Below are 11,993 nucleotides of genomic sequence, written 5' to 3' on the forward strand. Positions count from 1 at the left end.
GGTGCACGGCCGGCTGCCTCCTCGTAGGGTAGGGACTCATCATGTACCCGCACTCGGCGGCTGCGACGCGGCGCCCCCTGGAGACGGCGTTCGCCACCGAGCTGGCGACGCTCCGACCTGATCTGCACGACGCGTACACCGCCGCGCTCCCCGGTGCCCGGGCCGCCGTCCTCGGCCGCCTGTGGCGCGCCCTGCTGCTGGAACCGCTGCCGGGCATCGCCTGGCGCGGCCCCGGCCGCGTGCTCTTCCACGACGGCCGGCTGCTCACCGGGCCGCGGCGGCTGCCGCACGACCTGGCGTCGCCGGATGACGAGCCCGCCCTGCTGCTGGACGGCCTGCCCCACGACCACCCGGCCGCCCTGGTGGCGGCCCTGGGCCTGCCCGGCTCGGGCCTGCTGCGCGACGAACTCGACCACAGCGTCGCCTCCCTGGCCCTGTCCCGGGCGGGTGCCGCGGACGGCCACGGCGTACGGCCGCCGACGCTCGCCTCCTTCGAGCAGGGCGTCGTCGACGGCCACCCCTACCACCCGTGCTGCCGCAGCCGTCCCGGTTTCTCGGTCGCCGAGCAACTGGCGTACGGGCCCGAACACCGGCCCGTCGTCGCCCTCGACCTCGTCGCCGTCCCCGCCGCCGAGTCCCTGGTCGCGGGCGCCTGGCCGGACCGGTTCCGGGACGGCGACCGGCTGCTGCTTCCCGTCCACCCCTGGCAGACCCGGCACATCCTGCCCGCCCTGGGGCTGCGCCCGTACGCCGAGGCCGCGGTGCCGACCCGCCCGCTGATGTCGGTGCGCACCTTCGCCCCGCTCGACGGCGGGCCGCACCTGAAGACGGCGCTGAGCATGCGGATGACCTCGTCCGTCCGCGACATCTCGGCCCTCTCGGTGACCGACAGCGCCCCCCTGTCCGCCCTGCTGGACGAGCTGACCCGGCGGCTCGGCGGAGACGCGCTGCGCGTCGTCCGCAACGTCGGGGCCGCGGCCGCCGTCGTCGGCGGTGAGCCCAGCCCCGACCTCGCGGCGCTGCTGCGGGAGTCCCCGTCCGGCTTCGCCGACCCGGCGGCCGGGGAGTACGTCCTGCCCGTCGCCGCCCTCGCCGAGCGCCCCGCGGACGGCGGGCCGCCGCTGCTCCGCTCCCTGCTCTCGGCCGCGGAACCTGCCGCGCCCCCGGACGGCGCCGCCTGGCTCACCGCCTTCGCCCGGCTCACGCTCCCGGCCGTGCTGAGGCTGCTGTCCTGGGGCGTCGCCCTGGAGGCGCACGGGCAGAACCTCCTGCTCGTCCTCGACCGGCACGCCCGGCCGCTGCGGCTGGTCTACCGCGACCTCGCGGACGTCCGGATCAGCCCGGCCCGCCTCGCCCGGCACGGCATCGCCCTGCCCCCGCTCGGCCGGGGCCTCAGCGACGACCCCGCGGTCCTGCACGCCAAGCTCTACGGCTCCCTGGTCGCCACGACGTTCGGCAGCCTCGTCTCCGCCCTCGGCGCGGGCCACCGCCCCACCGAGGCACGGCTGTGGACCGCGGTGCGCACGGAGACCGCTCGCGCCTTCGACGCCCTCCCCACGACGGCGGACACCCGCACCGACCGCGCGGCCCTCCTGTCCGCCCCCGAACTCCCCATCAAGGCCCTCACCCTGATGCGCCTGGAGACCCCCATGACCGGCGACCAATGGACGGGCCTCCCCAACCCCCTGCTCTGACCGGTGCGGACGTCCGGGGCCCTGCCCCCTCCGCTGCCGCTGCCGGCGCACACCGCACCGACGGCGCGCCCCCGAACCCCCCGCCAAGGCCCACACGCTGATGCGCCCGAAAACCCGCACGACCAGCGACCAGTGGACGAGCCCCCAACCCCACACACTGACCGCGGATCCACCGACGACACCCCGACTCCCACCCGCACCGGCGGCCGCAGCCCTGCCCCCTCCACCCCACGACGGCGGACACCCGCACCAACTGCGCGCCCCCGACCCCCGTCAAAGCCCACACGCTGATGCGCCCGGAACCCCCACGACCGGCGGCCACTGGACGAGCCTCCCCAACCCCGCGCACTGACCGGGGACGTTCGGGGCCCTGCCCCCTCCACCCAACGACGGCCCACACCGCACCGACCGCGCGGCCCAGCCGGCCCGCGGCCGCTGTCGGTGGGGTCCCCTACGGTGGCGGGCATGTCCGAACCGGCCGACGCCCCGCAGTCCTACACGACGTTGTGGACCAACGACCTCTGCCGTCACCTGGCGCGGAGCGGCTACGCCGGGCGCCCGCTCCGCGTCCTGTTCGGCGGGCCGCACCAGTCGCTGCCCAGCTTCCGGCTCGCGGGGGTCAAGCCCGGCGACCGCGTCTTCCCCGTCCGCGTCCACCGCACCCGGCTCCACGTGCTGGGCCGCCTGGAGGTGGCGCGGATCATCCCGTACGAGGGGGCCGCGGACGAGCTGGCGACGCTGCCCGACTGGTCGCCGCTGGAGGGCGGTTGCGCGTCCGAGGTGCTCGTGGGCCCGCCCGGCACCCCGCTCGACTTCGGCACCACCGTCCCCGGCGAGCTGCTGGAACGGCTCACGTACCGCTCGCGCCGCGCCGAACGCAAGCTGCGGTTCGTCGAGGACGGCCGGCTGATGCGGTCGATCGGACTTCAGGGCGTCTACCGGCTCGCGCCCGAGTCGGCCGCCGGACTCGACCGCCTCGTGGACGCGGCCGCAGCGGCGGCCGCAGGCGCCGCCCCGCCCGTCAGTCCCGGATGACGCCCGCCGCCCGCGCCGCCGTCAGCCACTGCGGGAACTCCTCCATCAGCGCCGCGTACAACTCCGCGTCCGGCGCCGCCGCGGGCTCCTCCCCGGCGGCGTGGAAACCGGCGTTGTCCACCAGCCGCTTGGCGGGAACGGGGAGTTCGTCGAGCTTGCGCAGGAAGTCGAAGTCCTTGCCCGCCGGGTCGCCGAAGCCGACGAACTGCCAGAAGATCGGCAGCCCGGCCGCCGAGCAGAGCAGCCGCTCGGCGGCGGTGCGCGAGGAGGGGCCGCCGTCCGTCTGGAAGATGACGAACGCGGGCTGCGTCGCGCCGGACGCCCGGTAGTGGTCGATCACCGCCTGCATCGCCAGGTGGTAGTTGGTGCGGCCCATGTGGCCGTAGCCCTCGTGGAGGGCGTTGATCCGCCCCTCGTACCCGTCGAGGCCGATCTCGGCGACGCCGTCCACCTCGGTGGAGAAGAAGACCACCGGCACGACCCCGTCGTCGTCGAGGTTCGCCGCGAGCCCGAGGGCCTGCTCGGCCAAGCGCTGCACCGTGCCGTCCCGGTAGTGCCGCCGCATGCTGCCCGACCGGTCGAGCACCAGGTAGACCGCGGCGCGCTCGCCCGCGACCCCGGCCTTCTCCAGCGACACCCGGGCGCCCTTGTACAGGCTCACCAGCCCCGGCGCCGTCGCCTGCACCTTCTCCAGACTGATGGCCATCTCGTCCTGCCCCCTCGCTCTCGCGGTCTCCCGCCCCGATCGTGCCACCTCCGGCCCGCCCGGGGCACCCGTCAGGTGACGCTCCACAAGCGCCGGTAGTAGGCGGTGCGTTCCGGGTCGGGGGCGATGCCGTACGCGTCCAGGAGCGCGTCGTCCCAGCCGGGGCCGTAGTTCCACTCGGTGCTCCAGGTGGCGACGGCCAGGTCGGCCCAGCGGTCGGCGACGCCGAGGGCGCCCATGTCGACGTGACCCGACCAGGAGCCGTCCTCGGCCAGCAGGGTGTTGGGCGCGCAGGGGTCGCCGTGGCACACCACGAGCCGCTCGACGGGCGGCGCCGGCGGCAGGTCCCCCGGCACCGGCCGGCCGGCCCGCCGGGCGCGTTCCAGGCGGGTGCCGACGGACCAGTCGTACGGGCAGCCGTCGACGGGCAGTCGTTCGTGCAGCGCGCGCAGCCCGGCGCCCAGCGCACGTACCGCGGTGGCGGGTTCGGCCGTCCAGCGCGGGCTGACGGCGCTCTCCCCGGGCAGCCCGCGCGTGACCAGCCAGGCCCCGTCGCCGTCCGCGCCGTGCTCCACGACGGGCGGCACGGACGTGAACCGGCCCGCCCATTCCAGGCGCTCGGCCTCGGCGCCGAGGTCGAGCCCCGAGCCCGCGGGCGCCCACTTGGCGAACAGCCGGTCCTCCCCCGCCCCCAGCCGGAACGTCAGCCCGCCCCTCTCGTTGCGCCACACGGGCAGCGGCGTCCGCTCCCCCGCCAGCGCCCCGATCCGCGCGGGCACCTCCACCTCGCCCTCCGGCGGCCCCGAGATCTCCACCGCCGCATGCTCCCCCGCGCCCCGGTGGGAAACCCAGCCCATTTCGCGCTGCCGGGGCTACACCGCCCGGCGCGTGGTCGTGGGCCTCGACGAGGTGGCCAGCGCCGCCAGGCAGGCGGCGCCCAGCGGCACCGCGATCAGCAGGACGGCCAGCAGCCCCCAGGGCACCACGATCGGCACGTGCTCGATGATCCGGCTCGCGCTGCCCTCGTCGAGCTGCCGCTCGTTGAAGGCCTCGACGATGCGCCGGTCGACCAGCCGCAGCCCGATGGCGGGGATGATCCCGGTGACCGCACCCAGCACCACGCCCGCCGCGGCCACCACGGCGCACTGGAACGCGGTGAGCAGCCGGCGGGTCCTGGGCGGCGCCCCGATCGCGGCGAGCGTGGCAAGGTCGGCCTCGGCGTCGGAGCGTGCCAGGCCCGTCGCGGTCCCGGCGGCGCCGAGCGTGACCACCGCCGCGAAGACGGCCAGCGCCAGCGGCACGACACCGGCCGGGTCCTCGGGCCCCTCCTCCAGGTGGAAGCGGACGTCGGCCCCGGTGTCGCCGAGGGCCTGCTGCGTCTTCTGCCGCTGCGCGTCGGTCGGCGGGTGCGTGGTGGTGAAGTAGGCGCCGAACGGCACCGTCCCGATGTGCGCCGCCCTGACCGCCGCCGGGGGCACGACCAGTTCCACACCGTGGTTGGGCGGGCTGCCGGGAACCTGGTGGACGGGGAACCGGGCGACCCTGCCCGGCGGCTCCTTCCCCTGTGCCTCGGCGGCGCTCGCCCGCAGGTCGTCGGTGACCAGCCGCACGGCGACCCGGCCCCGGGCGTCCACGTTGCGGCGGTCGAGGGAGACGGCCCGCCCGTCGGCCAGGGCCGCCACCGCCCCGGGGTCGTCGACGCCGAGCACCGCCAGCAGTCTCGCGTCGCCGACCAGGACACCGCTGGGAGTCGTGTCGCCGGTGCTGCCGTTCGTGCAGCGCGAGTCGTGGGCCAGCGCCCTGAGCTCCGCGCGCGGCATCGCGGACAGCGGGTTCGCCGGTCCCGTGTCGTACAGCGGGCACCGCTTGGCCGGTGGCCGCACGACCTCCACGTAACCGCACATGCCGTCCTGGTCGCAGCCGGCGCGGCCGGTGAACAGTTGGTCCACGTCCGCCTCGACGCCCACGGGCAGGTTCCGGGCGACGGCTCTCCTGGCGGCCGGGACGTCGCGTCCGCGGTCCTCGTCCACCATCACCGTCACCGCCCCGTCGGGCAGCAGGGCCTCGTACCCGGCGCGTTCCTGGGCGGCCGTGCTGGCGGTGTACGCCGCGACGGTCACGGTGCCGGCGACGGCGGCGAGCACGGCCGCCACGGCGGGGGCGGTACGGGCGCGGTTACGCGCGGCGTCCCGCAGCGCCAGGCGGGGCGAGAGGCCCCACCGGCGCCCGAGGCGGCCGGCGATCCCCATGAACGCCGGCGTCATCGCGACGACACCGGCCTCCGCGATGACGCTGCCGGCCGCGACGACGACCTTCCAGTCGGTCCGCATCGCCCCGTACAGCGCGATCGCGGTCCCCAGCAGGAACGCGGCGAGGCCCACGAGGCTCAGTCGCCGCCCCGAGCGCCGCACCCCCTTGCGCCCGGTGAGCGCGGCCAGGACCGGCTGCCGGGCCGCCGTGACGGCGGGCAGGGCCGCGGCCGCGAGTCCGGCGAGCACGGCGAGCAGCGCGATGCCGAGGAGGTCGGCCGGGTGCGGGTCGAAGCCTCCGTACCGCGCCCCGCCGCGCGCCTCGAACAGCGGACGCAGGGCCGCGGCCAGGCCGATGCCGAGGGCGGTTCCCACCGCGGCCGCGACCACGCCGGCGATCAGGCCTCCGGCGAGGACCACCGCCCTGATGTCCCGGCCCTCGCCGCCGCCCGCGCCGATGAGGCCGAACTGCCGGCGCGAGCGCTGGGCCCCGACGGCGAACGCGGGCCCCGCGAGCAGGCAGACCTCCGCGAGCGCCAGGACGACGACGGTCACCGCCGCCGTGGCCCGTGCGGAGACCGGCGCGGCCAGGAGCCGCTCCGGGTGCTCCCGGTACTGCGGCACGTCGGATCGGGCCGGCGGGTGCAGCGTCACCTCGCGCGAGACCACCGCCACGCCGTGGGTGTTCGCCTCCACCACCCTGGGCCAGCCGAACCCGCCCGGCAGCGACACCAGGAACGTCTCGGCGGCCGGCTCGGACGGCGTCCTGTGGGCGCCGGCGAGCATCCGTCCGTAGGGCGCCAGCAGTGCGCCGGGCAGCGCGTTGACCTCGTCCGCGGTCAGGTCCCCGGGGCGCTCGTAGGCGCCGACGATGCGGTAGGAAGGGCTGAGGTCCCGCACGGTGAGCCGTGACCCCACCCGCAGGCCGCTCACCGCCAGGAAGTGCGTCGTCACCGCCACTTCGTCGCGGCGGACCGGGTGGCGGCCCTGCTTCAGCGTGGTGATGCCGCGGGTCATCGGGTCGGCGGTCTCGAGTTCGAGCACGTCGACGTCGAGAGCGCCGTGGCGGGTACGGACCTCGGCGGTGCCGGCGAGGCGTTCGAGCGTCCGGGCGTGCGGCGGCATCGCCTGCGCGAGGACGGCCCTGGCGGTCGCCGGGGTCGGCGGACCGTCTGCCGCGTCGTCCGGCTGCCCCTCGACGGGGGTGTGGTCCACGTAGAGCGCGGAGGCGTCGGGGTCCTGGAGGATGGGGCCGAAACCGGGGTAGCGGACCTCGGCGTCCGCCCGTCCGAGGGTGCGCTCCAGCTGCTGCTCCGGGGAGAGTTGTGCGCTGCGCAGCGTGACGTCGGCCGCCGACGCCCCCAGCACGGGCAGGGCGAGCATGCCGACGACGAGCAGGGTGCGGCCCGGGGCCCGCCGGGCGTCCCGGCCGGCGATCCGCAGGGCGGCCCGCCAGGCGTGGAAGCGGGCGGTCACCGGCCTGCCGTCCCGCTGAGCAGCGACTCCGCGGGCGTCCGGCTGGTCTCGTCGACGACGGCGCCGTCCCGCAGGAAGACCATCCGGTCCGCCCAGGCGGCGAGCCGCGGTTCGTGTGTCACCAGCACACCCGCCGCTCCGGCCTCGCACCTCCTGCGCAGCAGGGCGAGCACGGACTCGCCGGTCTCCGAGTCGAGCGCGCCCGTCGGCTCGTCGGCGAGCAGCAGCCGGCGCTCCCCGACGAGGGCCCTGGCGATGGCGACGCGCTGCTGCTGGCCCCCGGACATCTCGTCGGGGAAGCGGTCCGCCAGGTGCTCCAGCCCGACGTCGCCCAGCGCCTCGACGGCCTCCTTGCGTGCCCGGCGCACCGGGACGCCGTCCAGTTCACGGGGGAGGGCGATGTTCTCGGCGGCCGTCAGCGCGGGGATGAGGTTGTAGTCCTGGAAGACGTAACCGACCCGGCGCCGGCGCAGCGCCGCGAGCTCCTTGCGTCCGGCGGTGGCCAGTTCGGTGCCCTCGACGGTCACACTGCCCGACGTCGGGGTGTCCAGGCCCCCCGCGATCGCCAGCAGCGTGGACTTGCCGGAGCCGGACGGCCCCATGACGGCGACGAGTTCGCCCGCGTGGACGTCCAGGTCGACGCCCCGCAGCGCGTGCACCTCGGTGGCGCCGCTGCCGTGCGTCCGCGTCAGCTCGCGTATGCGCAGGACGGGTTCGGTGGTGAGTGGGGACAAGGCGGTCCTCTTCGGAAGGCGCACGCAGGCGTACGGGGTGGGGGCTTCGGGGGCGGCGCTAGGAACGCGACGCGCGGCGGCGGCCGCCCCGGGGCGCGCCGCCGTCCGCGGGCTCCGGCCGGGTGTCCACCTCCGCCCGCCGGGCCGCGGCGGCGGCCGCCACCCTGACCAGCCGCGCCTCGCAGTGGTCGAGCCAGCGCACCTCGGCCTCGGTCTGGAAGATGAGCTGCTCCAGGACGAGCACCCAGGCCACGTCCTCCGGCCGGTCCGACGCCGGCTCCGGGGCCGCGGCCTTGAGCCGGGTGTAGTCCTGCATCGCCCGCAGGGTGTGGAGCCGCTGCAGCTGAATGACGTCCCGCACGTCGACCCCCGGCGCGCTCACCGCCATGGCGAGCTTGATCGCCAGTTCGTCGCGCGGCGGGTTGCTGCGGTCGACGGGGCTGCGGAACCAGGAGCCGAGCTCCGACCGCCCTTCCTCGGTGATGCGGTAGAGCGCGTGCCCTGAGTCGTCCTCCCCGTCCTGCACGACCAGCCCGTCGCGCTCCAGCCGGTTCAGGGTCGTGTAGACCTGCCCGACGTTGAGGGACCAGGTCGCACCGGTACGGCTCTCGAACTCGGAGCGCAGCCGGGACCCGTAGCGGGGGCCGTGTTCAAGCAGGGCGAGCAGCCCGTGGCGGATCGACATACCGAGTATATATACCAAGTATGCCGACCGACCCAATCAACCACCCCGGCACCCGACTTGGGCTTCCACACCCCCGGCGGTGCGTTGCACGCCCCCTACAACCCGGCCCGGTCCAGCAGCTCTTCCGCCTGCTCACGGGAACGCACCACCGGGGAGGGTCTGCAGGCCGGCTGCGGCACCATGGACGCCCCCCTCGCTCCCCTGAGTCCTCACCGTCACCGGCGGAGACGTGCACGGGGCTCTGGGAGCGGCAGATCGCAGCCGGCCACGAGCATTGCTCGCCGCAGACCCTCGCATGCCCCCTGGAGAATTACCGCGGAGGTGGAGGGTCGCCCCTACCGGAGGTTGACTGCGCCGCGAACCCGCCTCAAGCGGTCGGCTTCACGGACGGCGCAACGGATCTCTGACGAACCACAGGCATCGAGGACGCGTCTGCTACAGCGGTGCACGCGGACCGCTGTGAACCACGCCAGAGGAAATCCTCGAAGCGGCCCGCTCCGCCCGCGGTCGGGCCCCACCCGACCTGTGTACTGCCTAGTTCTGAGCTTCCGACGCGACGAAGCGTTGGGCCCAACGCGGGAAGGCTTCGCTGCTGCATGCACGACAAAACCCCCGCCGGATCTCTCCGACAGGGGCTTCGAGCTGTTGTGGACCTGAGGGGATTCGAACCCCTGACCCCCTCGATGCGAACGAGGTGCGCTACCGGACTGCGCCACAGGCCCTTGCAACGAGGAAAACTCTAGCATCCCGGCGGGGGTGCTCCGCGCCCCCGGCGCCGGGAGGTCACTCGTTGGCGGCGCGGGGGCGGTCGCGGTCGGCGTGCTGGTCGAACAGCGGGGTGCGGGAGCGGTCGCGGGAGCGGCGCGGGGTGACCGGGGCGGTGGAGAAGGTGGGCCGGGGGGCCGGGACTTCCCAGGTGTCCTCGGTGGGGACGCGCTGCTGGTCGACCCACTCGGCGTGGTCGGTCTGCTCCACGAGGGCGCGCCGGTCGGCCGTGGCGGGCTCCTCGGCGGGCGGTGTGGGCTCGGGCACGTCCGGGGCGGGCTCACGGGTCGTACGGGCCTCGCGCAGGCGCTTGGCGGCGTCGGCCGCGCGGCGCTGGTCCAGCTTGACCTCGAAGCGGCGCCGTTCCTGGGCGCGCAGGTACGCGATGTAGAACGTGAGCAGCACGGCGGGGGCGGCCGGGGCCCAGAGGAACGCCACGCCGCCGACGGCGGCGACGATCATGCCCGCGGTGAAGGCCAGGAAGAGCATCGTGATGGTGCGCCGGCGGGCGGCGAGGACCTGGGCCCGCGGATTGGGCTTCTTCGCCTTCCCGGGGTTCACCGGGCCACCCTGCTTCCCCGGCTTCCCCTGCTTCCCCACGTTCGCGCTCTGCCGGGCCTTCGGCTTCACTTCCGTCGCGGGTACGGCGAGGGCCCGGACGTCGACCGCGGGCTCCGCCTCGGCCTCCGATTCCGGGTCCGCCGTCTTGGCGTACCTGCGCTCCAGGGCCGCACGTCCGGACAGGAGCCGGATGGCGGTGCTGAAGCGTTCCGTCGGGCGCGCTTCGTTGAGCTCGTCCTGCCTACGGAGCCACATCGGCACCAAGTAGGCAGCCCAGGCCCCGACGATGACTGCGTAGATGAGGCCGCTGCTGCTCACGCATCACACGGTAGGGGGGTTCACACGGGGGCATACGCAATTTGGCGCGGTGTGTCGCACGATCTGGCTGATACTCCGAAATTTTTTTCTGATTGCGTTCAAGTCGGAGTCGGATCGGCGGTCATTTTCGAACAGACTTTTTATTTGTGAGCCGTGCCAGGTCGGGCCTGGTGCCAGCGGTGGAGCATTCCCTCCGGCACCTCCTCCGCCGTCAACGCGAAGACCAGGTGGTCACGCCAGGCTCCGTCGATATGGAGATAGCGGGGCCGCAGCCCTTCCTCGCGGAAGCCGAGTTTCTCCACCACCCGCCGGCTCGGCATGTTCTCGGGCCGGATGCAGACCTCGACGCGGTGCAGTCCCACCGCGCGGAAGCAGTGGTCCACGGAGAGCGCGACCGCGGTGGGCATGACCCCGCGCCCGGCGACGGCCTCGTCGACCCAGTAGCCGACGTGGGCGCTGCACATGGAGCCCCAGGTGATCCCGGCGACGGTGAGCTGGCCGGCGAGCCGGCCCTGGTACTCGATGACGAACGGCATCATGCGGCCCGCCGCGGCCTCGTGGCGCAGGTGCCGGACCATCTGCCGGTAGGTGGGCCGCTGGGTGAGGTGACCGGGCGGCGCCGGGGGCACGGTGGCCTCCCACGGACGCAGCCACTCGCGGTTGCGCCGGTTCACCTCGCGCCAGGCCCGCTGGTCGCGCATCCTTATCGGGCGGAGGAGGACGTCCCCGTCCGCCAGCTCGGCCGGCCAGGACCCGTTCAGCTCGGTCTCCCAGACGTAGGGTGGTCGCCGCCATGGATCTGCTCGACGGCATGGACGAGGATCAGGGCCAGCACGGCAAGGCCGTCCTTGACGCCGCCGGTCGACCCGGGGAGGTTCACCACCAGGGTGCGCCCGGCGACACCGCAGACGCCACGTGACAGCGCGGCCGTGGGCACCTTCTCGCGGCCCGCGGCGCGCACCGCCTCGGCGACCCCGGGGACCTCGTAGTCGAGGACGGCCCGGGTGACCTCAGGGGTGCGGTCGGTGGGCGAGATGCCGGTGCCGCCGGTGGTGACCACCACGTCGTAGCCCTCCGCCACGGCCTCCCGCAGCGCGCTGCCGACGGGCTCGCCGTCCGGGACAACGCGCGGGCCGTCGACGGTGAAGCCCATCTCGCGCAGCCCGGCGACGACCAGCGGGCCGCCCCGGTCCTCGTAGACCCCGGCGGCCGCGCGGTTGGAGGCGGTGATCGCGAGCGCCCTCATCGGGTGCGGCTCCAGTCCCCGGACTTGCCGCCGGTCTTCTCCTCGACCCGTACGTCCGTGATGACCGCGGCCTTGTCGACGGCCTTGACCATGTCGACGACCGTGAGCGCGGCGACGCTCACCGCCGTGAGGGCCTCCATCTCGACGCCCGTGCGGTCGGTGGTCCTCACGGTGGCCGTGATGTCCACGGAGGAGTCGCCGACGGCGAGGTCGACCTTCACCCCGGAGACCGCCAGCGGGTGGCAGAGCGGGATGAGGTCGGGGGTGCGCTTGGCGCCCATGATCCCGGCGATGCGCGCGGTGGCGAGGGCGTCGCCCTTGGGCACGCCCTCGCCCCGCAGCAGCTCGATGACGCGCGGCGACACCAGGACCCGGCCGGTGGCACGGGCGGTGCGGGCGGTGACGTCCTTCTCCGAGACGTCGACCATGCGGGCCGCCCCCGCGTCGTCGATGTGCGTCAGATGCTGCTGTTCTGTCATCGGTCCGGCACTCCCACTGCTCGCCGCGTGCTCGCGTGGGCAGTA

At 74.9% G+C, this 11,993-nt stretch carries 11 protein-coding genes and 1 tRNA gene; 2 read left to right on the forward strand and 10 right to left on the reverse strand.

The genetic code is table 11. The features are described from left to right. Window positions 1–41: 41 nt before the first annotated feature. Together ACFZAU_RS22350 and ACFZAU_RS22355 are read left to right on the forward strand one after the other, a co-directional pair. A complete protein-coding gene (locus tag ACFZAU_RS22350; RefSeq protein WP_500553644.1) occupies window positions 42–1,694 on the forward strand; it encodes an IucA/IucC family protein in 1,653 nt (550 codons plus the stop codon). A 465-nt stretch (window positions 1,695–2,159) separates the two neighbouring features. Then, window positions 2,160–2,729, forward strand: a complete 570-nt coding sequence (locus ACFZAU_RS22355; protein WP_500553645.1) for a hypothetical protein — start codon at window positions 2,160–2,162, stop codon at window positions 2,727–2,729. Here ACFZAU_RS22355 and ACFZAU_RS22360 read toward each other — a convergent pair. The 10 genes from ACFZAU_RS22360 to moaC all read right to left on the reverse strand — a co-directional run bounded on the left by ACFZAU_RS22360 (window position 2,716) and on the right by moaC (window position 11,948). After that, window positions 2,716–3,435, reverse strand: a complete 720-nt coding sequence (locus ACFZAU_RS22360; protein ID WP_500461883.1) for a vWA domain-containing protein — start codon at window positions 3,433–3,435, stop codon at window positions 2,716–2,718. The genes ACFZAU_RS22355 and ACFZAU_RS22360 overlap by 14 nt on opposite strands. A gap of 71 nt (window positions 3,436–3,506) precedes the next feature. Beyond that, a complete protein-coding gene (locus tag ACFZAU_RS22365) occupies window positions 3,507–4,250 on the reverse strand; it encodes an aminoglycoside 3'-phosphotransferase (RefSeq protein WP_500553646.1) in 744 nt (247 codons plus the stop codon). 57 nt (window positions 4,251–4,307) lie between these two features. Beyond that, window positions 4,308–7,160: an FtsX-like permease family protein gene (locus ACFZAU_RS22370; RefSeq protein ID WP_500553647.1), complete on the reverse strand. Its 2,853-nt coding sequence runs from the start codon at window positions 7,158–7,160 to the stop codon at window positions 4,308–4,310. After that, window positions 7,157–7,894 carry an ABC transporter ATP-binding protein gene (locus ACFZAU_RS22375; protein WP_499600110.1) on the reverse strand — a complete coding sequence of 246 codons (738 nt, stop codon included), beginning with the start codon at window positions 7,892–7,894 and terminating at the stop codon, window positions 7,157–7,159. Before ACFZAU_RS22375 ends, ACFZAU_RS22370 begins: the two co-directional genes overlap by 4 nt. A gap of 58 nt (window positions 7,895–7,952) precedes the next feature. Beyond that, window positions 7,953–8,579: a PadR family transcriptional regulator gene (locus ACFZAU_RS22380; RefSeq protein ID WP_500553648.1), complete on the reverse strand. Its 627-nt coding sequence runs from the start codon at window positions 8,577–8,579 to the stop codon at window positions 7,953–7,955. Between the two features lie 648 nt (window positions 8,580–9,227). After that, a tRNA-Ala gene (locus ACFZAU_RS22385) sits at window positions 9,228–9,301 on the reverse strand. Window positions 9,302–9,362: 61 nt separating this feature from the next. After that, window positions 9,363–10,223, reverse strand: coding sequence for a divisome protein SepX/GlpR (gene sepX / locus ACFZAU_RS22390; protein ID WP_500553649.1), 861 nt, complete (start codon window positions 10,221–10,223; stop codon window positions 9,363–9,365). 140 nt (window positions 10,224–10,363) lie between these two features. Further along, window positions 10,364–10,984: a GNAT family N-acetyltransferase gene (locus ACFZAU_RS22395; protein WP_499600285.1), complete on the reverse strand. Its 621-nt coding sequence runs from the start codon at window positions 10,982–10,984 to the stop codon at window positions 10,364–10,366. Next, a complete protein-coding gene (locus ACFZAU_RS22400; protein ID WP_500553650.1) occupies window positions 10,981–11,469 on the reverse strand; it encodes a MogA/MoaB family molybdenum cofactor biosynthesis protein in 489 nt (162 codons plus the stop codon). The genes ACFZAU_RS22395 and ACFZAU_RS22400 overlap by 4 nt, the downstream gene beginning before the upstream one ends. Next, window positions 11,466–11,948, reverse strand: a complete 483-nt coding sequence (gene moaC / locus ACFZAU_RS22405; RefSeq protein ID WP_499600092.1) for a cyclic pyranopterin monophosphate synthase MoaC — start codon at window positions 11,946–11,948, stop codon at window positions 11,466–11,468. Before moaC ends, ACFZAU_RS22400 begins: the two co-directional genes overlap by 4 nt. Window positions 11,949–11,993: the final 45 nt, after the last annotated feature.

Source organism: Streptomyces sp. NPDC008238 (genome assembly GCF_042956445.1).
In the GTDB taxonomy this organism is placed as follows: Bacteria; Actinomycetota; Actinomycetes; order Streptomycetales; family Streptomycetaceae; genus Actinacidiphila.

Coding starts and splice junctions, on each gene's coding strand:
- ACFZAU_RS22350 (WP_500553644.1), top strand. CDS start 42: ATGTACCCGCACTCGGCGGCTGCGACGCGGCGCCCCCTGGAGACGGCG.
- ACFZAU_RS22355 (WP_500553645.1), top strand. CDS start 2,160: ATGTCCGAACCGGCCGACGCCCCGCAGTCCTACACGACGTTGTGGACC.
- ACFZAU_RS22360 (WP_500461883.1), bottom strand. CDS start 3,435: ATGGCCATCAGTCTGGAGAAGGTGCAGGCGACGGCGCCGGGGCTGGTG.
- ACFZAU_RS22380 (WP_500553648.1), bottom strand. CDS start 8,579: ATGTCGATCCGCCACGGGCTGCTCGCCCTGCTTGAACACGGCCCCCGC.
- ACFZAU_RS22400 (WP_500553650.1), bottom strand. CDS start 11,469: ATGAGGGCGCTCGCGATCACCGCCTCCAACCGCGCGGCCGCCGGGGTC.
- moaC (WP_499600092.1), bottom strand. CDS start 11,948: ATGACAGAACAGCAGCATCTGACGCACATCGACGACGCGGGGGCGGCC.